Below are 21463 nucleotides of genomic sequence, written 5' to 3'. Positions count from 1 at the left end.
GGCGTCAGCCTCCCTGTACTGCTGTAACGAGTTCGATGTCGTCGCCCTCGGCGAGCGCCGTGGCGAACCATTGGCTGCGCGGCACCACCTGGGCGTTATGGGCGACGGCGACGCCCAGCTTCCCGCCGTCCGTCGCCTGCCCGTTGTCAGCCAGCGGGCGTCCGGTGACCTGGCTGACGAGTGTGGTGATGGAGGCGCCGTCGGCCACCGTGTGCGGGTTTCCGTTGAGGGTGATGTTCACGCTGTTTCCTTGGTGTGGGTGCCATTGTCGTGGAGGCCGTGGGTGGCCGTTCCCGGGCCGGAGAACCGGCCCGGGCGGAAGGGGACCCAGCGGGGGTCGGCTTTTCCGTCGAGCAGATCCGTGCAGATGGCTGCTGCAGCGGGTGTGAGCAGGACGCCGTGCCGGAAAAAACCGGTGGCGATGATGAGCCCCGGAACGTAACCGGCTTCCGTTGCGGATCCTTCGCTTCTTAAGGCCAGGTCCACCGGCACCCTTCCCAGCAGCGGCGCATTGTCCGGGGTTCCCGGGCGGGCCCGGGCCGTGCATTCCAGAAGTTCGAGCTCGGCGACGGCGGGCACCAGCGCCTGGGCATCGCGCAGCAGCTGGTAGACGCCGCCGGCACTGACGGCGTCGGACAGGGCGTCCTCGCGCTGGGTGGCTCCGATCACCACGGTCCCGTCCCGGCGCGGAACGATGTACACCGGAACTCCGTGCACCAGTCCCCGCACCGTTGCGGTCACCAGGGGCTGGAGGGGGCCGGGCACTGCAAGCCGGAGGATGTCCCCGTGGACGGGACGCAGGGGCAGCTCGAGGCCATGGGGGAGGTCCGCGAGCGCCCCCGCCTGCAGCCCGTTGGCCACCACGGTTTCCGCTGCCAGGACGGTGCCGCCACCGGCGAGCCGAACCCCCGTAACGATGCCGTCCTCCCACAACAGCCCGCTTGCCCGCTCCGGCACTGCGTAACCGTCCACTGCCCCTGCCACGGCGAGGTGGTGCGTTTCGCGGGCGCCGCCGGCCAGTGCCAGCCGCAGGGCCGCCACCAGCCGGCGGGGATCCACCTGGTGGTCCCCCGGGGTATCGAGGGCGCAGGCGATGGCGGGGCTGAGGAGGGGTTCGCGTTTGCGGGCCTCCCGGACGGTCAGGGGTTCCACGGACAGCCCGCTCGCCTGTTGAACTGTGCGCAGGTCCATCAGGGCGCGGCGGTCGGCGGCGTCGGCGCCCACGGCGAGTGTCGGCGTCGTGAGGTATCCGGAATCCGTGCCCGATGCATCGGCGACGGCGGCCGCGAATGCCGGCCACCGTGACGATGCCTCCAGCATGAGTTCCAGGAGGTCCTCCTCCTGGTAGTGCAGTTCGCTCACGGGGGCCAGCATGCCGGCGGCAGCCCAGCTCGCGCCGGAACCTGGCGCGTCGTCAATGAGGACGACGGAGCGTCCGGAACGCTGCAGTTCCCAGGCGATACCGTGTCCCACCACTCCCCCGCCAATGACGGCGACGTCGGCACGAAGGGTGGGGGGAATGGACGCATCAACGGACGAGGGCTGGGTGGTGCCGGGGGTACGCATCTGGGTTCCTTCCCTACGCCGGCATTAACCGGATCAGGTCAAGCGGTCGGCTCTGACGCCCTCTCAGCCCGGCGCTTTGTGACAGCTGCCGCGGGCTCCCGCAGTACCTCCCCAGTTTAGAGGAATTAGGCTTGCAGGCATGAATGCGACCACCCCTTCCCTTCCCGCAGGTTCCCACGCTCCGGCCGGCGGAGTTGCCAATGCCGAGGTTGTCAACGCCCGCGACAGCGAGGCCCTTAAGGCTGCCCGCCTGTATCTCTGCACCGATGCACGGCGGGACCGCGGCGATTTTGCGGAGTTCGTGGACGCGGCCTTTGCCGGCGGCGTGGACATCATTCAGCTGCGTGACAAGACCATCGAGGCAGCCGAGGAACTGGACCTTTTGGCTGTGCTGAAGGAAGTGGCGGTGCGGCGCGGCAAGCTGTGGGCGGTCAACGACCGCGCCGACATCGCCGTGCTTTCCGGGGCCCCGGTGTTCCATATCGGCCAGAAGGACCTGCCGCTGGCGGCCGCACGCACGCTGGTCGACGGCAACGCCGCCATCGGACTCTCCAGCCATACGCCCGAGCAGGTGGATGCCGCCCTTGCCGCAACTGCCGCACCGTCCGGGCTGGACTACTTCTGCGTGGGCCCTGTCTGGGCTACGCCCACCAAACCCGGCAGGGCCGCCGTCGGTCCCGAACTGGTCAAGTACGCGGCCGAGGCGTCACGGCAGGCTGCGGACCCGGTGCCCTGGTTTGCCATCGGCGGCATCGACCACGGCAACGTCCGCCAGGTGGCGGAGGCGGGTGCGCGCAGGATCGTGGTGGTCCGGGCCATCACCGAAGCCCCTGATCCCGCCGCAGCTGCTGCCTCCCTCCTCGACGCGCTGGACGCTGCCGGTTCCTGAGCCTGCTTAATCGCGGAACTTGGGGCTACGCTGAATTTTGTGTCACATCATCGGCTGGCTCCCAACGTCCACGACCATAAGAACGCCTTGGAAGAGGCGTTGGGCCTGCTGCGGACGGAGCTTGAGCTTCCGGGCCCGTATCCCGCAGAAGCCGTGGAAGACGCCCTGGCTGCCGTTGCGGCGCTGCAGCTGCCGTCCTACGACCTGACCGCCGTCGAGTTTGTCACCATCGACCCGGCATCCTCCACGGACCTGGACCAGGCAGTGTTTATTGAATTGGACGGGGACGGCTACCGCGTGATGTACGCGATCGCCGATGTTCCAGCCTTCGTTGCGCCGGGAGGCCCCCTGGACGCGGAGACGCGGCGGCGCGGACAGACGTTCTACGCTCCTGACGGCCGGATCCCACTGCACCCGGAGGTCATCAGCGAAGGGGCCGGGAGCCTGCTGCCCGGCCAGGAGTGTTCGGCCTTCGTCTGGGATTTCACGCTCGACGGCGAAGCAACCGTACTGACGGTCAGCGTCCGTCGCGCGAGGGTCCGCAGCCGCGACAAGCTCAGCTACCGGGGCGCCCAGGCAGCCCTCGACGCCGGGACCGCCCCGCCCGTGCTCCAGCTGCTCCGTGAGGTGGGCCTGAAGCGGGTGGCACTGGAACGGGCGCGTGAAGGTGCAAGCCTGAACATGCCTGAGCAGGAGATTGTCCAGCTGCCCGACGGCGGCTACCGGATTGACGCTGTTCCACAGCTTCCGGTGGAGGACTGGAACGCGCAGATTTCGCTGATGACCGGGATGGCGGCGGCGCAGCTCATGCTGGAGGGCAAGGTGGGCATCCTGCGCACCATGCCGGCCCCGGACGAACGGTCGCTGAAGCATTTTCGCCTGCAGACCGAGGTGCTGGGCAGGCCATGGGACGGCGAAGTCAGCTATGGCGAGTATCTGCGGTCCCTGGACCCCACCGATCCGCGGCAGCTGGCCATCATGCATTCGGCAGGCATGCTGTTCCGCGGAGCCTCCTACACCGCCTTCGACGGGACCGTCCCCGAGGATGGGATCCAGTCCGCCATCGGCGCTGCCTATGCCCACACCACCGCGCCGCTGCGCCGGTTAGTGGACCGCTTCGTGCTGGTCATCTGCGAGGCCCTGAGCAACGGCGGCGATGTTCCCGGCTGGGCGCGGGAGGCCCTGCCGCTGCTGCCGGGCATCATGGCAGGCTCGGACCAACTGGCGTCACGGATGGAACGCCTGGCCCTGGATACTGTGGAGGCGGCCCTGCTGCTGAACCACATCGGGCAGGAGTTCGACGCGATCGTGATCTCCGGGTCCAAGCCGCAGAACGGGAACACTAACGGCAACGGGAAAAACGGCAAGAACGGCAACGGCAGCTCCGGGATCATCCAGATTGCCGAACCCGCAGTGACGGCGCGCTGCGCCGGCGAGCTGGAGTCCGGCACCAAGGTCCGGGTCCGGCTGGTGTCCTCAGACATCACCACGCGGGAGATCCACTTCGAACTCGTCTCCTAAAGGGCCAGCGGAACGCCCCGGGCGGGAGGAAACCGTGGTTCCACGCCCATGCGGCTAGACTTGAAGGGTAGAACTGGATGCCCGGTCGTTGATTTCCTCGATTTGAAACCAACAAGCCCGCCCCTACGCGATCTTGAGATTTACCCGTTGGTCACCAGTGCCAGCATTTAGATAGCCCGCGATCGGCTTCCACTGGAATCGCTTGCGCGCCTGAGCGTGCTCCGGAGCGGCCAGCCTTGGCCGGCCCGTTGAGCAGGCAGCGCCATTGCCCAAATGAATAAGGAAACTCCCCTGTGAGTGAATTGCATACCCACCAGCTCCTCAGCGATGAGTCCGGCACGGAAACTATCGAGCCGGAAGAAACCATCATCTCCGACGAGACGCCGCACGAGATCGCGGAGAAGTCCTTTGCCGACTACAACGTGCGCGCGGACATCGTTGAGTCCCTGGCGGACGCCGGGATTACCCACCCCTTCCCCATCCAGGCCATGACCCTGCCGGTGGCTCTTGCCGGCCATGACATCATCGGCCAGGCCAAGACCGGCACCGGCAAGACCCTGGGCTTCGGTATTCCCGCACTGCAACGGGTCATCGGCCAGGACGACCCCGGATACGCCAAACTCGCCGTTCCCGGAGCCCCGCAGGCCCTCGTGATCGTCCCCACCCGCGAGCTTGCCGTGCAGGTGGCCAGCGATCTGCAGACGGCATCCCGCAAACGCAACGCCAGGATCACCACCATCTATGGTGGCCGCGCCTACGAGCCCCAGGTTGAGGCGCTCAAGCAGGGTGTCGAGGTAGTGGTGGGCACTCCCGGGCGCCTGATCGACCTGTACAAGCAGAAGCACCTGAGCCTGAAGAACGTGAAGCTCGTCGTCCTCGACGAGGCCGACGAAATGCTGGACCTCGGCTTCCTGCCGGACGTTGAGACCCTCATCGCCGGCACCCCTGCGGTCCGCCAGACGCTTCTGTTCTCGGCTACCATGCCCGGCCCGGTCATTGCCATGGCGCGCCGCTACATGACCCAGCCCACCCATATCCGCGCAGCGGATCCCGAGGACGAGGGCCTGACCAAGCGGGACATCCGCCAGCTCATTTACCGCGCCCACAGCATGGACAAGACCGAGGTGGTGGCCCGCATCCTGCAGGCCCGCGGCCGCGGACGGACCATCATCTTCACCAAGACCAAGCGCACCGCCGCCAAAGTGGCCGAGGAACTGGTGGACCGCGGCTTCGCGGCCGCCGCCATCCACGGAGACCTGGGCCAGGGCGCCCGCGAACAGGCTCTGCGCGCGTTCCGCAACAACAAGGTGGACGTCCTGGTGGCCACGGACGTGGCTGCCCGCGGCATCGACGTTGACGACGTGACCCACGTGATCAACTACCAGTGCGTGGAAGACGAGAAGATCTACCTGCACCGGGTGGGCCGCACCGGACGCGCCGGCAACAAGGGCACCGCCGTCACCTTCGTTGACTGGGACGACATGCCGCGCTGGGCGCTGATCAACAAGGCCCTGGGCCTGAGCGTTCCGGAGCCCGTGGAAACCTACTCATCCTCGCCGCACCTGTACACGGATCTTGACATCCCCGAGGGCACCAAGGGCCGCCTGCCGCGCGACAAGCGCACCCTGGCCGGCGTCGATGCCGAGGTGCTTGAGGACCTGGGCGAAACCGGCAAGAAGAACAGCCGCGGCGGCCGTGACGCAGGCCGCTCACGCGACCGGGACGGCCGTGGACGGGAAAGCCGAAGCGGCAACCGCGAAGGTGCCCGCAGCAGTGACTCCGTTGGCCGCTCAGGTGAGCGCCGCCGTCGTACGCCGGACTCTGCAGCAGCTCCTGCCGCCGAAGCTGCAGCACCCGCAGCGGACACCGAAAAGCCGAACCGCGCCCGCCGCAGCCGGACCCGCACCCGCCGACGCAACGGCGAAGTGGTGGCCGGCGCCGACAAGGGCACGCAGCCTGGCAACTCCGAGGGCTAACTGCCCCGATGACTGACACTGTTTGGGCGCCGGACGGCGGCAGCCTGGTGGTGCACGCGGACAACGCGGAGTACCTCCCCACGCTGCCGGACGGCGCCTTCACACTGATTTACGTGGACCCGCCCTTCAACACGGGCAGGCCGCAGCAGCGCCAGCAAACCCGGATGGTGGCCAACGCTGACGGCGGCGGGGACCGGGTGGGTTTCAAGGGCCGCTCCTACGACACCATCAAGGGCGCCCTGCACCGCTACGACGACGCGTTCAGCGACTACTGGTCCTTCCTGGAACCCAGGCTCGTGGAGGCCTGGCGGCTCCTGGCCGACGACGGAACCCTGTACCTGCACCTGGACTACCGCGAGGTGCACTACGCCAAGGTCATGCTGGACGCCATCTTTGGCCGGGAATGCTTCCTGAACGAGATCATCTGGGCCTACGACTACGGCGCGCGTGCGAAAAACCGGTGGCCCACCAAGCACGACAACATCCTGGTGTACGTCAAGAACCCGGCCAAGTACCACTTCAACAGCGCCGAGGTGGACCGTGAACCCTACATGGCGCCCGGCCTGGTGACCCCTGCCAAACGGGAGCTGGGAAAGCTGCCCACCGACGTCTGGTGGCACACGATTGTCTCCCCCACCGGCAAGGAAAAGACCGGCTACCCCACGCAGAAGCCGGAGGGCCTGGTCCGCAGGGTGGTCGCCGCATCGTCCCGCCCCGGGGACTGGTGCCTGGACTTCTTCGCCGGCTCCGGCACCCTCGGGGCAGTGGCCGCGAAACTGGGCCGGAAGTTCGTGTGCGTGGACCAGAACCAGCCGGCCATCGACATCATGGCCAAGCGGCTGGGTGCGCACGCCACCCTGGTAAGCCGCCAGCCCAGCTAGGTAACGTCAGGGGCGGACGACGGCAGTTCCCGTGCCGAGTTCCTCGATCCGCGCCAGCATGCCGGCGGCAGTGAGGTTCTCCCCGAGCAGGTTGGGTTTGCCGGTTCCGTGGTAGTCGGAGGAACCGGTGACCAGCAGGTCATGCTTCGCCGCGAGCCTGCGGAGGAAGTCCCGGCCCTCTTCCGGATTGTCCCGGTGATCGATCTCCAGGCCTGCCAGGCCGGCGTCGATCATCTCGCGGTACGTGCGCTCCCCCACGATCCGCCCCCGGGCAGAAGCCACGGGGTGGGCGAACACCGGCACGCCGCCGGCGGCACGGACAAGCTCGACGGCGGTGGCAGGGTCTGGAGCGTAGTGCGGGATGAAGTACCGCGAGCGGGAGGTCAAAATGGAGGCGAAAGCCTCCGAACGGTCCTCCACCACCCCTGCGGCGACGAGGGCGTCCGCGATGTGCGGACGGCCAAGGGTGGCACCGGGCGCGACGTGGTGGATCACGTCGTCCCAGGTAAGCGGGTAGTCCTCCGCCAGGATGGTGACCATCCGCTCAGCCCGGGTCTGTCGGGAATCCTTGGCTTTGGTGATCTCTTCCAGGAGGCCGGGATGGGTGGGATCGTGCAGGTAGCTCAAAAGGTGGACGCTGATGCCCTCCTCGGTCCGGCACGACACCTCCATGCCAGGAACCAGGGCCACGCCGTACGTTGCAGCGGCCGCGGAAGCCTCCGCCCAACCTGCCGTCGAATCATGGTCGGTCAGCGCCACCACGTCCAATCCCGCGCGGGCAGCAGAGGCCATGACATCGGCAGGGGTCTCGGTGCCATCGGAGACGTTGGAGTGGGCATGCAGGTCAATCCTCACTTATCCAGCGTAGTGGACCGGGGACAAGAGACCGGGGAGGCCTGTTCGCTTAGCCGCGAAGCTGGTGAGACGATGGTGCCGTGAACGATGCCGAAAACACCCAAAACTCTGCTTCCCAGCCGTTGGAAGAGCGCGTCAACAACCGCTCCCAGCGGCCCAGTTCCAACGCGTTCAAGGCCTTCATGGCCAGCAACTGGGCACCTTCCAGCCAAGAGCTTCCGCAGCTGGACGCCGTCGCCCCCTATGCCGCAAACCGGCGCAAGGCGATCTCCTCCCTGTTCAAGGGCGAACGCCTGGTCATCCCCGCGGGGCCGTTGAAGGTGCGGTCGAATGACTGCGACTACCGTTTCCGCCCGCACTCCGGCTTCGCGCACCTCACCGGGCTCGGGCTGGACCACGAGCCCGACGCTGTCCTGATCCTGGAACCGGTCAACGAGGGAACGGGCGACGACGGCGGGAACCACCGCGCCACGCTTTATTTCCGGCCACTGGCCGGCCGGGACACGGAACAGTTCTACGCGGATTCCCGCTCCGGCGAATTCTGGATTGGTGCGCGGCCCACCCTCGAAGAGTTCGAGGCCCGCCTGGGGCTGGCCACCGCGCACATCGACCAACTGGAAACAGCCGTCACCAAGGACGTGGGCGCCCCGGAAATCGGCGGCATCTCCATCCGCCTGGTCCGCAAAGTCGACGAGAACATCGACGCCCTGGTGGACACCGCACGGTACAACACTGCCAGGGACCCCGAGAACCTGGACCTGGGCGTCCTGGATGCCCTGGACGAGAAGCTCAGCGAGGCCCTCTCCGAACTGCGCCTACTCAAGGACGAGTGGGAAATCGAGCAGATGAAGATCGCCGTGTCCGCCACCGTGGAAGGCTTCGAAGAGGTTGTTAAGGCTTTGCCGCGCGCCCTCACGCATGCCCGTGGCGAGCGCGTGGTGGAGGGAGCGTTCTTTGCCCGGGCCCGGGAGGTGGGGAACGAACTGGGCTACGACACCATCGCGGCGTCCGGCAACAACGCCACCGTGCTGCACTGGACCCGCAACACCGGCCGCATCCATGCCGGCGAACTCCTGCTCCTGGACGCGGGCGTCGAGGCCGACTCCCTCTACACCGCAGACATCACCCGGACACTTCCGGCCAGCGGCGCCTTCAGCGACATCCAGCGCAAGGTGTACCAAGCGGTCCTGGATGCCGCCGACGCCGGTTTCGCCGCTGCCCAGCCGGGAACCAAGTTCCGGGACATCCATACTGCCGCCACCACGGTCCTGGCCGAGCGTTTGGCCGAGTGGGGAATCCTGCCCGTCACTGTGGAGGAAGCGATCAGCCCCGAAGGCCAGCAGCACCGGCGCTGGATGCCGCACGGCACCAGCCACCACCTTGGACTGGACGTGCATGACTGCGCGCAGGCCAAGCGGGAGCTCTACCTCGACGGCGTCCTCACCGAAGGCATGGTGTTCACCATTGAGCCGGGCCTGTACTTCAAGAAGGAAGACCTGGCGATCCCGGAGGAGTACCGCGGCATCGGCATCCGGATCGAGGACGACATCCTGATGACTGCCGATGGCCCGGTAAACCTCAGCGCCGCCCTGCCACGCAATGCGGAGGACGTGGAGGACTGGATGGCCGGCATCTACCGGACCGAAGAAGCCTGACGCGGCAGAAATTACAAAGAGCGGGACCGCCGGATTCTTTCCGGCGGTCCCGCTTTTTGTATGCCCTGCTGTCAGGCCCTGTAAATCTGTTGGCTGTTACAGCCGGTTTTCGCCCTGGTGCTGGTCGCCGTCGGACACGTGACGTTCTTCCGCACGATGTTCTCCACCGTGCTGTTCCGCACCATGTTCCGGGCTCTGACCCGGACTTTGCTGCCCGGCATCTGCGGCAGGTCCCTGCGGGAGCCGGACACCGTACTGCGGGCGTCCGTCCGGCAGGTCCGGATAGCGGGCCGAACGGACGGGCTGCTGCTGCTGACCGCCCCCATACTGCTGGCCGCCGTCGTGCGGGTGAGCCTGTCCGTCCTGGGACGATGAGCCGTGCTCTGATCCCTCGTGGGACGGGGACGTATCGTTGACCGCGCCTTGCCGCTGGCCGTAGGGATCGTTCCAACCGGCCGGACGCGCAGGCCCCTGCTGCTGCGGATGCTGCTGCTGATAGGGCTGGTTGTAGTAGTCGTTCTGCGTGTAGGGGCCATGGGCCGAGGCAGCGTCGGAACGGGACATCGGCAGCTGCTGCAGCAGGCGCCGGGCCTCATGGGCTGCTTCGGGGGCCACGATGACGTCGTAGCTAGTTGCCACCACCTGGCTGGTGGACGTGAAGTCGCGCTTGCCGCGCTGCATGGCGTAGGTGACGATGCCGAAGAGCATGAAGAAGGCGGCGCCCATCAGCACCGACGTCATGATCGAAAAGTATCCGGGGGAAGGCGCGAAAAACGACAGCATGACTCCCACGAACAGGCCAAACCACATGCCGCTCAGTGCCCCCGAAAGCGCCACCCGGGGGTAGCTCAGCCGCCCCGTCACCCGCTCCACCATCTTCAACTCATTGCCGACGATGGAGACCATCTGGACCGGGAACTGCTGGTCTGCCAGGTAGTCCACCGCTTTTTGGGCGTCGAGGTAGGAGGTGTAGGAGCCAACGGTGTCACCGGTGGGAACGGCCCGGGCATCGTCCGGTCCGCTCGGGGCGCCGGCCTTGGGTGCACCAAATAAGTTCGACATAGTCCCATTCTTGCCCATCAAGGTGGGTACTGCCTGTAAATTCAGCTAAAAGAGAGCAGACTCGGTAGCCTGTAGTGGTGAGCACAACACCTACACGCGTCTTCGTGGCGCGCCTTCTGGGCCTCGATGTCTTCGACCCGCTGGGCGACCGGCTGGGCCGGCTGCGCGATGTTGTTGTGCTGTCCCGGGGAACCCAGGGCGCCCCGCACGTGGTGGGCATCGTGGTGGAAGTTCCGGGCAAGAAGCGCGTCTTCGTGCCCATGACCCGCATCACCTCGATCGACCAGACCCAGGTCATCTGCACCGGCCTGGTCAACCTGCGCCGGTTTGAGCAGCGCGGCGCGGAAACCCTGGTGGTGGCCGAGATGTTCGACCGGCGCGTCACCCTCCGTGACGGCAGCGGCGACGCCACCATCGAAGACATCGCCATTGACCAGCACAGGTCCCGTGACTGGTTCGTGAGCAAGCTCTTCGTCCGGCGCGGACACTCGCTGTCACCCCTGAGCCGGCTGCGCCGCAACGAGACCCTGATCATCGACTGGGCGGATGCCCAGCAGGGCCAGAAGACCGAGCCGCAGGCCGCCACCCAGTTCGTGGCCAACCACGAGGACCTCAAACCCGCCGACTTCGCCGAGGCGCTCCAGGAGATGAGCGACAAGCGCCGCTTCGAGGTGGCCAGCGAACTGCAGGACGAACGCCTGGCGGACGTCCTCCAGGAACTCCCGGAGGACGACCAGGTGGAGATCCTCTCCGCCCTGGATGTCCAGCGCGCAGCCGACGTCCTGGAGGAGATGGACCCGGACGACGCCGCCGACCTCCTCGGTGAGCTCCCCTCCGCGCAGGCCGAGGAACTACTCCAGCTGATGGAGCCCGAAGGCGCCGAGGACGTGCGCCGCCTGCTCGAATACGACGAGGACACGGCCGGTGGCCTCATGACCCCCGTGCCGGTCATCCTCCCCCCGGAAGCCACCGTGGCCGAAGCCCTGGCCCACGTCCGGCGCGAGGAGCTCTCCCCGGCACTGGCGTCGTCGATCTTCATTGCCCGGCCGCCGCTGGAAACGCCCACGGGCCGCTTCCTGGGCGTGGTGCACATCCAGCAGCTGCTGCGCTTCCCGCCGTTCGAGGCACTGGGAAACCTGGTGGACAAGAACCTCGAGCCGTTGTCCGACCAAGCGCACATCAGCGAAGTGGCGCGGACCCTGGCTACCTATAACCTGAACTCCCTCCCGGTGATCAATGACGCCGGCCGGCTTGTGGGGGCGGTGACTGTTGATGACGTATTGGATCATTTGTTGCCCGACGACTGGCGCGCCCATGATGGCGAAGCCCCGATAAGAAGGCTCGGTGGCCGCATTGGCTGATATCAGTGCTCCGAAGAACCCCAACCAGCGGAACCTGGCCAAAGCGGAATCAAAAGGCAGCCTCGACACACCCCTGAGCGGCAGGCAGCGGATCCTGCCCACGTTCCGCCCGGACCCCGATGCATTCGGGCACGCCACCGAGGCCTTTGCCCGCTTCATGGGTACGCCCCAGTTCCTGGTCTACATGACGGTGTTCTGCATCTTCTGGCTCGGCTGGAACACGTGGGCTCCCGTGGAATGGCAGTTCGACTCGCGGGACCTTGGTTTCACCCTGCTGACCCTGATGCTGTCACTGCAGGCCTCCTACGCCGCACCCCTGCTGCTGCTGGCGCAGAACCGGCAGGATGACCGCGACCGCGTCTCGCTGCAGCAGGACCGCCAGCGTGCCGAGCGCAACCTGTCCGACACCGAGTACCTCACCCGGGAGCTTGCCTCCCTTCGGATCGCCCTGCGCGAAGTGGCCACCCGCGACTACGTCCGTGCCGAACTGCGCTCCCTCCTTGAGGACCTGCTCGAAGCCCAGGAGGAGCTGCGCACCCACGACGACACCGGCCCGGGTTCCCACGAACCACCGCGGGACAAGGTCAAGGACAAACTGCGCGAACAACGGGACCGGCAGCGCAGCCCGCGTACCCAGCAGATCCCCCGGGTCAAACCCGGCCACTCTGCCCAATGACCGTCAGGCCGTCCACTGACCGGCGGTCCGCAACCGCATGAAAGCCGAGGCTCCTCCCATGAGCGCCCCCATCGATCCCGCAACAGCAGGCAAGTCCCCGCTGCACCACGCCGTCAACGAGGCCCTGGCCACGGTTATCGACCCTGAACTGCGCCGCCCCATCACGGAGCTGGGCATGGTGGATTCCGTCCAGGTGTCCGACGACGGCAAGGTCACCGTAGCGGTCCTGCTCACCATCGCCGGCTGCCCGCTGCGGGACACCATTACCGCCGATTCCCAAAAGGCCCTTTTCGCTGTTCCGGGCGTCACCGCTGTCGACGTCGAACTGAAGGTGATGGACCAGGCGCAGCGCGACGCGCTCAAGGAGAAGCTGCGCGGCGCGGGCGGGCAGCGCAGCATCCCGTTCAATGAACCCGGCTCGCTCACCAGGGTCTACGCCGTAGCCAGCGGCAAGGGCGGGGTGGGCAAGTCCTCCGTCACCGTCAACCTGGCCAGCGCACTGGCTGCCCAAGGCCTCCGCGTGGGCATCGTGGACGCGGATGTGTACGGCTTCTCCGTCCCCGCGCTGATGGGGATCACGCAAAAACCCACCCAAGTGGACGATATGATCCTTCCCCCGGTTGCGTACGGGGTGAAGGTGATCTCCATCGGCATGTTCGTCAGCGGCAACAAGCCGGTCGCCTGGCGCGGACCCATGCTGCACCGGGCCCTGGAACAGTTCCTCACTGACGTCTACTTCGGCGATCTGGATGCCCTGTTCCTGGACCTTCCGCCGGGCACGGGTGACATTGCCATCTCCGTTGCGCAGCTGCTGCCCAAGGCCGAGATCCTGGTGGTCACCACACCCCAGGCCGCGGCAGCGGACGTCGCAGAACGGGCCGGTGCCATTGCCACACAGACCGGCCAGAAAATCGCAGGCGTCATTGAGAACATGTCCTACCTGGAGATGCCCGACGGCGGCCGGATGGAGCTGTTCGGAAGCGGCGGCGGGGCAGTCCTCACCGAACGCCTCAGCGCCACGGTAGGGGCGGACGTTCCGCTGCTGGGCCAGATTCCCCTGGACATCCAGCTGCGGGAAGGCGGGGACTCGGGGGTGCCGATCGTCCTGGGCCAGCCGGGCTCGGCGGGCGCGATGGCGCTGGAAGCCATTGCAGGCCAGTTGGCGGCCAAACCCCGTGGGCTGGCCGGGATGAAACTGGGGCTGCAGCCCCGGTAATCAGTAAGCCCCGTTGACCACTAATTGCCGCCGGGCAGTGAGCCCCGCTGGGCAGGCAGGCCTAGGTGGCTTCGGTGTCGAACGGGGCTGTCTCGCCCGGCGCCAGCCGCTCCACAACCCTTTCGGGCCGCGCAGGAGCCGACTCGGCGGCTGCCGCCGCGCCGGACACCGCAGCCACGGCGGCCGGGGCGCCTGCGCTGACGGGCTTGGTGTCGTCGTCGAGGAGTGCTTCCTTGATGATGCGTCGGGGATCGTACTGGCGCGGATCGTACTTCTTCCAGTCGACATCGTCGATGTCGATGCCCACTTCTTCCTTGATCTGCTCGCGGGCACCGTTGGCCATGCGGCGGACTTCCTTGACCAGGTTCGCCAGCTTCTGGGTATATTCGGGCAGCCGCTGGGGGCCGATCACCAGTACGCCAATGATCAGCAGAAGAATGAACTCCGGGCCGTTGATTCCAAACACTTTAGGAAGATTACCCTTTCCGGGCTGCGAGTGACGATTCCCGTCCGCGGGACGGAGCAACAGTTCGCGTCACTGGTTGAACAGGGCCGCGATCTTGCTGAACCCGCGCTCCAGCCGGGTCTCCAGTGGCTCGGCGGCCTGCCCCTCGGAAGTCTCCGGAACGGCGGCCGCCACCCCTTCTGCGGCACTGTCGGCGAGGCGTTTGAGGATGGGCAGGGCTTCGTTGGCCTGCGCCGCGGGCAGGTCGGAGCGATAGGTGATGGTGAGGCCTTCCGCGCGGTAAGTGGCGGCCCATGGCGATGTGGCCCAATCCTGCGACGGACCCGCCTTGCCGCCGGCTCCGGTGGCTTCCACCGGCACACTTCCGGCAGCCGCGGCCTGGGCTGCGGGTTGCCCGGTGACGGGATGCTGTTCAGTAACGGTGGCGTGGTGAGCGCCGTCGGTAAGCCGGAGCTCCACCGCAGGCTGGCCGTCAACAACCAGCGCCTTGGCCGATTCCACGTGGAATCCCATGGCCTGCAGTTCAGGGCAGGCCCAGCCCTCGGAGCGCAGCGTGGCGAGCTGTGCTGCGGTCAACGTCCTGCCGTCCGCCGGTGTCTGCGAGGAGACATGCGAAAAGGCCGCCTCGGTGGCCCCCGCCCCGCCGGCCGCGGGGTCTCCCGCCGCCGTGAACGCCCCGACGGCCAGCACTCCGGCAGCCGCCACCGTTCCGCCGGCCGTCAGCGCCAGGGCCCGGGCGGCCAGCGAGGTCCCGCTTTGGTGTACAGGCGCAGGCGGCTGGGCCGCCAGTTCACTCGTGCGCGCCAGCAGGCGTGCCGTCAGGTCACCGCTAGCGGGTGGAATGGGAGCATCCCGGAGGCGCTCAAGGTACTGCCGTTCCCGGCGCACGGTGGCGGCACACTCCTGGCAGGCCTCAAGGTGGCTGCCGGTGCGCTGATGCCTGCCGCCGAAAGGAAACTGGGACCTCATGCGCCGTTCAGAGGATGCCGGCGATGCGGGGCATCGATAGCTTGCGGCGGGACTGCTGCGGGCGCGGATCGCGGTGGGCGAGCTTCTCCCGGAGCATGGTCCTGCCACGGTGGATACGCGAGCGGACGGTACCCAGCTTCACGCCGAGAGCCTCCGCGACTTCGTCGTAGGACAGCCCCTCGAGGTCGCACAGGACCACGGCGGCCCGGAAGTCCGGCGGAAGTTCCTCCAGCGCGGCCTGCACATCCAGGTCCAGGTTGTTCAGTTCGAAGCTTTGCTCGGGACCCGGCTCACGGCCCGGCAGCCGGGACTCTGCGTCCTCCGCCAGCGCGTCGAAACGGATGCGGGTCTTCCGGCGGGCCTGGTCAAGGAACAGGTTGGTGGTGATGCGGTGCAGCCAGCCGTCGAGCGTCCCCGGTTTGAAGTTGTCCAGCGAACGGAAGACGCGGACGAAGACCTCCTGGGTGAGGTCCTCGGCGTCGAACTTGTTGCCGGTCAAGCGGTAAGCCAGCCGGTAGACCTTCGCCGAATGGTTGGTGACCACTTCTTCCCAAGTGGGACGGACCCACCCATCATCGGGATTGTTGACTGCAGGGACAGGTGCCACAACTGAAGATGACATCGTCCACTCCCCTCATGGAATGCTAACGCCCGGATACTGTTGACATCTCTGATTCGGCGCCGGTCACCTTTTGGATGAGCGGATACCAATCATGTCAAACTTCGCTGGGAATTTCCTGACTGCAGGCGAACTTCAGCCTTGGGCGCAACGGGTGCTTCCGCGGCCTGCCCGGCCAAACACAGTAGGCTTGGGGAGACATTCCCCCTTACGCCCAGAAAGCGAAATCCATGAGCGCCGACAAGTCCAGCAGCTGGTCCTATGCAGAAGATCTGCCCGCTGAGGATGAGGTAATGCTTCGGGCCCGGGAGCGTTCGTTTGAATTGGGCGTCAACGCGATCAGCCCCGGCGTAGGCGCCGTCCTTACGGTGCTGGCCGCTGCCTCCAAGGCCCAGACCGCGGTGGAGATCGGCACGGGCGCCGGGGTCTCCGGCGTGTGCCTCCTGCGCGGCTTGAGCCCGCATGCGGTCCTGACCACCATCGACGTGGACGTCGAACACTTGAGGGCGGCCCGCGAGGCGTTCGCCGAAGCCGGCAGTCCGGCCAACCGTACGCGCACCATTTCCGGCCGCGCCGGCGATGTCCTGCCGCGGCTGACTGACGGGGCCTACGACCTGGTGTTCATCGACGCGGACAAGCCAGGCCTCCCCGGATATGTGGAACAGGCCGTCCGGCTGCTCAAGCGTTCCGGGCTGCTGGTCATCAACGACGCCCTGGACAAGGACAAGGTGGCGAACCCCGCCGGGCGGGAGCCCAACACAGTGACCCTGCGCCAGGTGGGCAAGGCAATCCGCGACGACGACAGGCTGGCTTCCGCAATGCTTCCCACCGGGGACGGCCTGCTGGTGGCCGTTAAGAAGTAGGTATCCCCCGAAGACAGACAGGGTCCGCAGCCCGCAGGCTGCGGACCCCGTCCGGCACAATTATTCGGTAACGCCGACGAGGCATTCCTTGAGGTTGGCTGCTTCGGCAGCGTTCAGTTCGACCACCAAGCGTCCGCCGCCTTCGAGCGGGACGCGCATGATCAGGCTGCGGCCCTCCTTGGTGACTTCCATTGGGCCGTCGCCGGTGCGTGGTTTCATAGCCGCCATGAGGAATTCCCCTCCATTTTGTCCCAGGACTGATCAGCCCGGGCGGGCTGTGTCCGCATGTCGATCAGGCGGCTATGGCGGGGTGGTGGTTCCACCGCCAAGGCTGCGCGTTTTCTGAATGCTTTTGTCCTTGCTTACCTATCATTATCGCGGAATTACCCGCCCGTAGCTAATCGATGGACATTTTCCTGCGCGTGTTATTCCCGTCCTGACCTGCACAGAAGCACGTTTTGCTAGGGCGGATAATCCCCTCCGCCGGGCAGCGGCGCCCACGCCCACAGCCACACGATCCACACGACCTGGAGCAGCAGGAACATCACCACCACGGTCCCCCGGTACGCCCTTGACCGGGAGAGGAAAGCCGCGCCCAGGGCCAGCGGAAACAGCGGCAGCAGCATCCTGAAGGTACTGGTCTGCGGGTGGAGGAAGGCCAGAAGGTATCCCATGTAGCAGGCGCACCACACCCGCAGTTCGACGCCGAGCCGCACCACCGGGGGGAGGAACAGCATCGCGGCGAACAGCGCCACGAAAACTACGGGGGCAAGGACGCCCAGGACGGGGCCAAAAAGCTCGACGCCGGTGTCGAACCACGGTTTGAAAGGCACCAGATCCTGGCCACGCCACACGGTTTCTGTTTTGGTATAGGCCTGCGGGTCACCGGTGGCCACCCATGCGACGGCGGGCCAGGCGAGGGCGGAAACGCCCGCGACGGCGGTTAGCCCCGTCAGTGCGGCCAGGTCCCGGCCGGAATGGGCTGCTTCATTGCTGCCCCGCTGCGGGCTGGCACGGACGAATGCGATGGCCCGGAAGACCAGGAGCAGCCCCACCATGGCGGCAAAGGGGACACCCACGGGCCGGGAGAGGCAGAGCAGGACCACCACGGGCATGGCCGACAGGTACTGCCGGCGCACCACCAGCAGCAGGGCCCACGCGAGCAGCATGAGCGACAGGGGTTCGGCATAGGGGACCTGGAGGACGGCGGAAACGGGGAAGGCCGCGAAGAACGCAACACCCCACATGGCGGTGGCATGGCTGGCCTTCTGCCGGAACAGTTTGTACACCACCAGCGCTGCGCCCCAGCCAGCCAGCATGGCGATCAGCGTGAGCGAGGCGGCGGGGCTGAGGCCGGTGATGCGGCTGAGTCCACCGGCCAGGGCTGGGAAGAGCGGGTAGAAGGCCCACGTATTTTCCTGCACGTTGCCGGCACTGTCCGTGGGAAGGACCGACGGGTAGCCGTTGGCGATGACCTGGCCGTACCAGCGGGCATCCCAGATGTTGATGAAGTTCCAGTAGTCCGGCTTCGGGGGGAACCAGGGGTTGGGGCCCTGGTGGAGTGCCGCGGCCATGAAGATGCACGCGGTAACCACCCTCGCCGCCGCGTACAGGGCCGTCACCTGGAGCCAGGAGGGCCAGCTGCGGACGGCGGAAGCCGCACGGTGGGCTGCGTTGCCCGCGGATGCCAGCGGGCTGCGGCGGTCCACCGTGCTCACAGGCCGCCCTTCCCCGGGGCTGCATCCTCATGGACGGGAGTGGGGCCGCCCCGGAGGCCAGCCTCTCCGGCGCTTCCTGTGCCGGGTTCTTGCCCTGCCGCATCAGCAGCGGCGGTTCCGCCGTCGGAAGTCTGCTCAGAAGGTTCCTCAGGGGCCTCCAGCCGGCCGCGCAGCTCAGCTATTTCGGCATCCTTTGCGGCCAGCTGGTCCCGCAGCTCGTCCAGGACCTGGTCCACCTGGTCCATCCGGTAGCCGCGCAGGCCCAGCGAGAAACGCAGCCGCGTCACGTCCTCCGGAACGGCGTGCTCGGGAAGGAGCACCGGCGGAAGGTTCGCGGGCGGTTCTTCTAAACCACCGTCCAGGAGTGCAGGCAGCCCGGCGCCGCCCGGTGTGCGGGAACGCCCGCCCAGGGCGGCCCAAAGGACCGCCACCACCAGCACGACGGCGAGGAAAACGAGGAAGAAGCTCACGGTTCCATCGTGCCAGACCGCCGGCTGGAACCGTTGCGCCACGTTACTCCGGCCGCTGCTCGCCGTTCATGGAAGGAGTCACCGCGCCATGCAGGACGCGGTCCACGGCTTCCGCGGGGTCGTCCACCAGCTGGATGAGGTCCAGGTCCTTTTCGGAAACCATTCCCTCGGCCACCAGCGTGCCCCGGATCCAGTCGATCATCGGTCCCCAGAAATCGACGCCCAGGAGCACGATGGGGAAGGACGTCACCTTCCGGGTCTGCACCAGGACCATTGCCTCGAACAGCTCATCCAATGTCCCCAGGCCGCCGGGCAGCACGATGAAGCCCTGCGCGTATTTGACGAACATGGTCTTGCGGGCGAAGAAATAGCGGAAGTTAATGCCGAGGTCCACCCACTGGTTCAGGCCCTGCTCGAACGGCAACTCGATACCGAGGCCAACGGACACGCCATTGCCCTCCACCGTCCCCCGGTTGGCCGCCTCCATGGAGCCCGGGCCACCGCCGGTGATCACTGCTACTCCGGCCTCGGCGAGCTTGCGGCCCACTTCGACGCCCATCTCGTAGTAAATGCTGCCGGGTTTGGTGCGGGCTGAACCGAAGACGCTGACGGCTTTTCCAATATCCGCGAGCGCCCCGAAGCCTTCCACGAACTCGCTCTGGATGCGCAGGACGCGCCAGGGATCGGTGTGGACGAACTGGCCGGGGCCCTTGGTATCAAGCAGATGCTGGTCCGACATTTCCACTGCCGCCTGCTTGCGGCGCAGCTCAAGGGGCCCCTTACGGCGCGGCTGGGAATTCTTGGCCGGATCTGCGTTGATGCTCATTCCCCTAGGCTAACCTCCAACCACAGGTATCTCTTGAATCACGATCAGCATGAAGTTGGGGTGATTGGCGTCATAACCCACCGTTGTTCGCTAGATTCTTTCCTATGACTACTCATGTGCCCGGCGATGCTCTCGTCTCCCTGAACGCCGTTAATAAGCATTACGGCCAGCTGCACGTTCTGAAGGACATCAACCTCCAGGTCCGCAAGGGCGAGGTTGTTGTGGTCATCGGGCCCTCCGGTTCCGGTAAGTCCACCCTCTGCCGGGCCATCAACCGCCTGGAAACCATCGAGGGCGGAACCATCAGCATCGACGGGAAAGTCCTCCCCGAGGAAGGCAAGGAACTCGCCCAGCTCCGCGCCGACGTCGGAATGGTTTTCCAGTCGTTCAACCTGTTCGCGCACAAGACCATCCTTGAAAACGTGACCCTTGGGCCCATCAAGGTCAAGGGCGTTTCCAAGGCGGCGGCTGAAAAGGACGCCATGGCACTCCTGGAACGGGTAGGCGTGGGGCACCAGGCTCCCAAGCTCCCGGCCCAGCTCTCCGGCGGCCAGCAGCAGCGCGTCGCAATTGCCCGCGCTTTGGCAATGAAGCCGAAGGTCATGCTGTTCGACGAGCCCACGTCCGCCCTGGACCCCGAAATGATCAACGAGGTCCTGGACGTCATGGTCCAGCTCGCCAAGGAAGGCATGACCATGATCGTGGTCACCCACGAGATGGGGTTCGCCCGCAAGGCCGCCGACCGCGTGGTTTTCATGGCAGACGGCCAGATTGTTGAAGACGACACCCCGGAGGAATTCTTCACCAACCCGAAGAGTGACCGCGCCAAGGACTTCCTGTCCAAGCTGCTCACCCACTGATTCAACCGAACCAACACACTTCAGTTCGCATCCAGGCCGGAAACCCACGGCCATCAATGAAAGGAATGTCATGAAGACATTTATGTCCCGGCGGAAGTCCTTCGTCGTGGCGGCTACCGCTGCCCTCGCCTTGTCCCTCAGCGCCTGCGGCGGCGGCGACTCCGGCGGGTCCAGCAACCCCAGCCCGGTCGAAAAGCCTTCCTTCGCTGCCGGCACCACCATGGAGAAGCTGTCCTCCGCCGGCACCATCAAGATCGGCACCAAGTTCGACCAGCCGCTGTTCGGCCAGGTGGGCCTGGACGGAAAGCCGGTCGGTTTCGACGTTGAAATCGGCAAGCTGATCGCCGCCAAGCTGGGCATTCCCGCAGACAAGATCGAATGGTCCGAGACCGTTTCGGCCAACCGCGAGCCCTTCATCGAGCAGGGCAAGGTGGACCTGGTCATCGCCACGTACACCATCAGCGACAAGCGCAAGCAGGTTGTGGACTTCGCCGGCCCGTACTACCAGGCCGGCCAGGCGCTCATGGTGAACAAGGACAACGACACCATCAAGAAGCCTGAGGACGTCAAGGGCAAGAAGGTCTGCTCCGTCACCGGCTCCACCCCGGCTGCCACCATCGTGGACAAGTACGGCGCGGAACTGGTTCCGGCCGCCACCTACTCCGCGTGCCTGGAACCGCTGCGCAACAAGCAGGTTGAAGCGGTCACCACTGACAACGTGATCCTCGCCGGCTTCGTTGACAAGGAACCGGACGCCTTCAAGCTGGCCTCCGATGAAACCTTCACCAAGGAGCCCTACGGCATCGGCCTGAAGAAGGGCGACAAGGAATTCCGCAGCTGGATCAACGACCAGCTGGAATCCTTCGAAAAGGACGGCTCCTACAAGAAGGCCTGGGAAGCCACCGCAGGTTCGGTCATCAAGACCGCACCCAGCCTCCCGCCCATCGACCGCTACTAACCAGCGTCCAGCTGCCGGGGCTGCACAGCGGCCCCGGCAGCACAGCTTTTAATCCG

22 protein-coding genes and 1 riboswitch are annotated in these 21463 nt (G+C 66.4%); of the genes, 11 read left to right on the top strand and 11 right to left on the bottom strand.

What is annotated here, in order from left to right; translation table 11 throughout:
* Positions 1-4 precede the first annotated feature (4 nt).
* Both thiS and thiO read right to left on the bottom strand, forming a co-directional pair.
* Positions 5-241, bottom strand: coding sequence for a sulfur carrier protein ThiS (gene thiS, locus ACETK3_RS00650; RefSeq protein WP_236798969.1), 237 nt, complete (start codon positions 239-241; stop codon positions 5-7).
* Positions 238-1566, bottom strand: a complete 1329-nt coding sequence (gene thiO / locus ACETK3_RS00645) for a glycine oxidase ThiO (RefSeq protein ID WP_237428554.1) — start codon at positions 1564-1566, stop codon at positions 238-240. Before thiO ends, thiS begins: the two co-directional genes overlap by 4 nt.
* Positions 1559-1678, bottom strand: a riboswitch (TPP riboswitch). It overlaps the preceding gene by 8 nt.
* Before the next feature lie 27 nt (positions 1679-1705).
* Here thiO and thiE point away from each other — a divergent pair.
* From thiE to ACETK3_RS00625, 4 genes are all read left to right on the top strand, one after another.
* Positions 1706-2455 (top strand): thiamine phosphate synthase, encoded by a 750-nt coding sequence (gene thiE / locus ACETK3_RS00640; protein WP_237428555.1) that lies wholly within the window; start codon positions 1706-1708, stop codon positions 2453-2455.
* A 39-nt stretch (positions 2456-2494) separates the two neighbouring features.
* Positions 2495-3976, top strand: a complete 1482-nt coding sequence (locus tag ACETK3_RS00635; protein WP_237428556.1) for an RNB domain-containing ribonuclease — start codon at positions 2495-2497, stop codon at positions 3974-3976.
* A gap of 293 nt (positions 3977-4269) precedes the next feature.
* Positions 4270-5952: a DEAD/DEAH box helicase gene (locus tag ACETK3_RS00630; RefSeq protein ID WP_237428557.1), complete on the top strand. Its 1683-nt coding sequence runs from the start codon at positions 4270-4272 to the stop codon at positions 5950-5952.
* An 8-nt stretch (positions 5953-5960) separates the two neighbouring features.
* Positions 5961-6833 (top strand): site-specific DNA-methyltransferase, encoded by an 873-nt coding sequence (locus tag ACETK3_RS00625; RefSeq protein WP_237428558.1) that lies wholly within the window; start codon positions 5961-5963, stop codon positions 6831-6833.
* A 6-nt stretch (positions 6834-6839) separates the two neighbouring features.
* On the opposite strand, the gene ACETK3_RS00620 is transcribed toward ACETK3_RS00625, so the two are convergent.
* Positions 6840-7688 (bottom strand): PHP domain-containing protein, encoded by an 849-nt coding sequence (locus ACETK3_RS00620; protein WP_237428559.1) that lies wholly within the window; start codon positions 7686-7688, stop codon positions 6840-6842.
* An 80-nt stretch (positions 7689-7768) separates the two neighbouring features.
* Between ACETK3_RS00620 and ACETK3_RS00615 the strand changes: the two genes are divergently transcribed.
* The gene (locus ACETK3_RS00615) at positions 7769-9343 is read left to right on the top strand and encodes an aminopeptidase P family protein (RefSeq protein WP_237428560.1); all 1575 of its coding nucleotides are present in this window, start codon (positions 7769-7771) and stop codon (positions 9341-9343) included.
* Between the two features lie 96 nt (positions 9344-9439).
* Here the strand turns inward: ACETK3_RS00615 and ACETK3_RS00610 are convergent, their stop codons facing one another.
* On the bottom strand, positions 9440-10405 hold the full coding sequence (locus ACETK3_RS00610; protein ID WP_237428561.1) for a general stress protein: 966 nt from the start codon (positions 10403-10405) through the stop codon (positions 9440-9442).
* 77 nt (positions 10406-10482) lie between these two features.
* On the opposite strand from ACETK3_RS00610, the gene ACETK3_RS00605 reads away from it, so the two are divergent.
* The 3 genes from ACETK3_RS00605 to ACETK3_RS00595 are packed head-to-tail and all read left to right on the top strand — an operon-like array spanning position 10483 to position 13658.
* Positions 10483-11766: a magnesium transporter MgtE N-terminal domain-containing protein gene (locus ACETK3_RS00605; RefSeq protein ID WP_236798978.1), complete on the top strand. Its 1284-nt coding sequence runs from the start codon at positions 10483-10485 to the stop codon at positions 11764-11766.
* A complete protein-coding gene (locus ACETK3_RS00600; RefSeq protein WP_236798979.1) occupies positions 11750-12442 on the top strand; it encodes a DUF1003 domain-containing protein in 693 nt (230 codons plus the stop codon). The genes ACETK3_RS00605 and ACETK3_RS00600 overlap by 17 nt, the downstream gene beginning before the upstream one ends.
* Before the next feature lie 58 nt (positions 12443-12500).
* The gene (locus tag ACETK3_RS00595; protein ID WP_237428562.1) at positions 12501-13658 is read left to right on the top strand and encodes an Mrp/NBP35 family ATP-binding protein; all 1158 of its coding nucleotides are present in this window, start codon (positions 12501-12503) and stop codon (positions 13656-13658) included.
* 61 nt (positions 13659-13719) lie between these two features.
* Here ACETK3_RS00595 and ACETK3_RS00590 read toward each other — a convergent pair whose 3' ends face one another.
* The 3 genes from ACETK3_RS00590 to sigE form a co-directional block, all read right to left on the bottom strand.
* On the bottom strand, positions 13720-14124 hold the full coding sequence (locus ACETK3_RS00590) for a Sec-independent protein translocase TatB (protein ID WP_237428563.1): 405 nt from the start codon (positions 14122-14124) through the stop codon (positions 13720-13722).
* Positions 14125-14193: 69 nt separating this feature from the next.
* Positions 14194-15093 carry an anti-sigma factor gene (locus ACETK3_RS00585; protein WP_373992349.1) on the bottom strand — a complete coding sequence of 300 codons (900 nt, stop codon included), beginning with the start codon at positions 15091-15093 and terminating at the stop codon, positions 14194-14196.
* Positions 15094-15100: 7 nt separating this feature from the next.
* Entirely contained in the window at positions 15101-15715 is a 615-nt protein-coding gene (sigE, locus tag ACETK3_RS00580; RefSeq protein WP_237428565.1) for an RNA polymerase sigma factor SigE, read from the bottom strand.
* Positions 15716-15942: 227 nt separating this feature from the next.
* Between sigE and ACETK3_RS00575 the strand changes: the two genes are divergently transcribed.
* Positions 15943-16575 carry an O-methyltransferase gene (locus ACETK3_RS00575; RefSeq protein WP_237428566.1) on the top strand — a complete coding sequence of 211 codons (633 nt, stop codon included), beginning with the start codon at positions 15943-15945 and terminating at the stop codon, positions 16573-16575.
* 60 nt (positions 16576-16635) lie between these two features.
* On the opposite strand, the gene ACETK3_RS00570 is transcribed toward ACETK3_RS00575, so the two are convergent.
* From ACETK3_RS00570 to ACETK3_RS00555, 4 genes are all read right to left on the bottom strand, one after another.
* Positions 16636-16803 carry a DUF3117 domain-containing protein gene (locus ACETK3_RS00570; protein WP_009357720.1) on the bottom strand — a complete coding sequence of 56 codons (168 nt, stop codon included), beginning with the start codon at positions 16801-16803 and terminating at the stop codon, positions 16636-16638.
* Between the two features lie 233 nt (positions 16804-17036).
* Complete coding sequence (locus ACETK3_RS00565) at positions 17037-18293, bottom strand: hypothetical protein (protein ID WP_373992348.1); 1257 nt, start codon at positions 18291-18293, stop codon at positions 17037-17039.
* Entirely contained in the window at positions 18290-18763 is a 474-nt protein-coding gene (locus ACETK3_RS00560) for a DivIVA domain-containing protein (RefSeq protein ID WP_306967658.1), read from the bottom strand. Before ACETK3_RS00560 ends, ACETK3_RS00565 begins: the two co-directional genes overlap by 4 nt.
* A gap of 43 nt (positions 18764-18806) precedes the next feature.
* On the bottom strand, positions 18807-19589 hold the full coding sequence (locus ACETK3_RS00555) for a TIGR00730 family Rossman fold protein (RefSeq protein WP_236798987.1): 783 nt from the start codon (positions 19587-19589) through the stop codon (positions 18807-18809).
* A 104-nt stretch (positions 19590-19693) separates the two neighbouring features.
* On the opposite strand from ACETK3_RS00555, the gene ACETK3_RS00550 reads away from it, so the two are divergent.
* Together ACETK3_RS00550 and ACETK3_RS00545 are read left to right on the top strand one after the other, a co-directional pair.
* Entirely contained in the window at positions 19694-20449 is a 756-nt protein-coding gene (locus ACETK3_RS00550) for an amino acid ABC transporter ATP-binding protein (RefSeq protein WP_236798988.1), read from the top strand.
* Between the two features lie 70 nt (positions 20450-20519).
* Complete coding sequence (locus ACETK3_RS00545) at positions 20520-21407, top strand: glutamate ABC transporter substrate-binding protein (protein WP_236798989.1); 888 nt, start codon at positions 20520-20522, stop codon at positions 21405-21407.
* The last annotated feature ends 56 nt before the right edge of the window (positions 21408-21463 follow it).

The organism is Arthrobacter sp. E44 (assembly GCF_041877125.1).
Classification (GTDB): Bacteria; Actinomycetota; Actinomycetes; order Actinomycetales; family Micrococcaceae; genus Arthrobacter.
Note: the sequence above shows the minus strand (reverse complement) of the source record. Positions and strands in the feature narration are given on the sequence as shown.

Excerpts from the sequence above, each read along its gene's own strand:
- ACETK3_RS00610 (WP_237428561.1), bottom strand. The coding sequence starts at position 10,405 with ATGTCGAACTTATTTGGTGCACCCAAGGCCGGCGCCCCGAGCGGACCG.
- ACETK3_RS00595 (WP_237428562.1), top strand. The coding sequence starts at position 12,501 with ATGAGCGCCCCCATCGATCCCGCAACAGCAGGCAAGTCCCCGCTGCAC.
- ACETK3_RS00625 (WP_237428558.1), top strand. The coding sequence starts at position 5,961 with ATGACTGACACTGTTTGGGCGCCGGACGGCGGCAGCCTGGTGGTGCAC.
- thiO (WP_237428554.1), bottom strand. The coding sequence starts at position 1,566 with ATGCGTACCCCCGGCACCACCCAGCCCTCGTCCGTTGATGCGTCCATT.
- ACETK3_RS00570 (WP_009357720.1), bottom strand. The coding sequence starts at position 16,803 with ATGGCGGCTATGAAACCACGCACCGGCGACGGCCCAATGGAAGTCACC.
- ACETK3_RS00555 (WP_236798987.1), bottom strand. The coding sequence starts at position 19,589 with ATGAGCATCAACGCAGATCCGGCCAAGAATTCCCAGCCGCGCCGTAAG.
- ACETK3_RS00575 (WP_237428566.1), top strand. The coding sequence starts at position 15,943 with ATGAGCGCCGACAAGTCCAGCAGCTGGTCCTATGCAGAAGATCTGCCC.
- ACETK3_RS00545 (WP_236798989.1), top strand. The coding sequence starts at position 20,520 with ATGAAGACATTTATGTCCCGGCGGAAGTCCTTCGTCGTGGCGGCTACC.
- sigE (WP_237428565.1), bottom strand. The coding sequence starts at position 15,715 with ATGTCATCTTCAGTTGTGGCACCTGTCCCTGCAGTCAACAATCCCGAT.
- ACETK3_RS00550 (WP_236798988.1), top strand. The coding sequence starts at position 19,694 with ATGACTACTCATGTGCCCGGCGATGCTCTCGTCTCCCTGAACGCCGTT.
- thiE (WP_237428555.1), top strand. The coding sequence starts at position 1,706 with ATGAATGCGACCACCCCTTCCCTTCCCGCAGGTTCCCACGCTCCGGCC.
- ACETK3_RS00585 (WP_373992349.1), bottom strand. The coding sequence starts at position 15,093 with ATGAGGTCCCAGTTTCCTTTCGGCGGCAGGCATCAGCGCACCGGCAGC.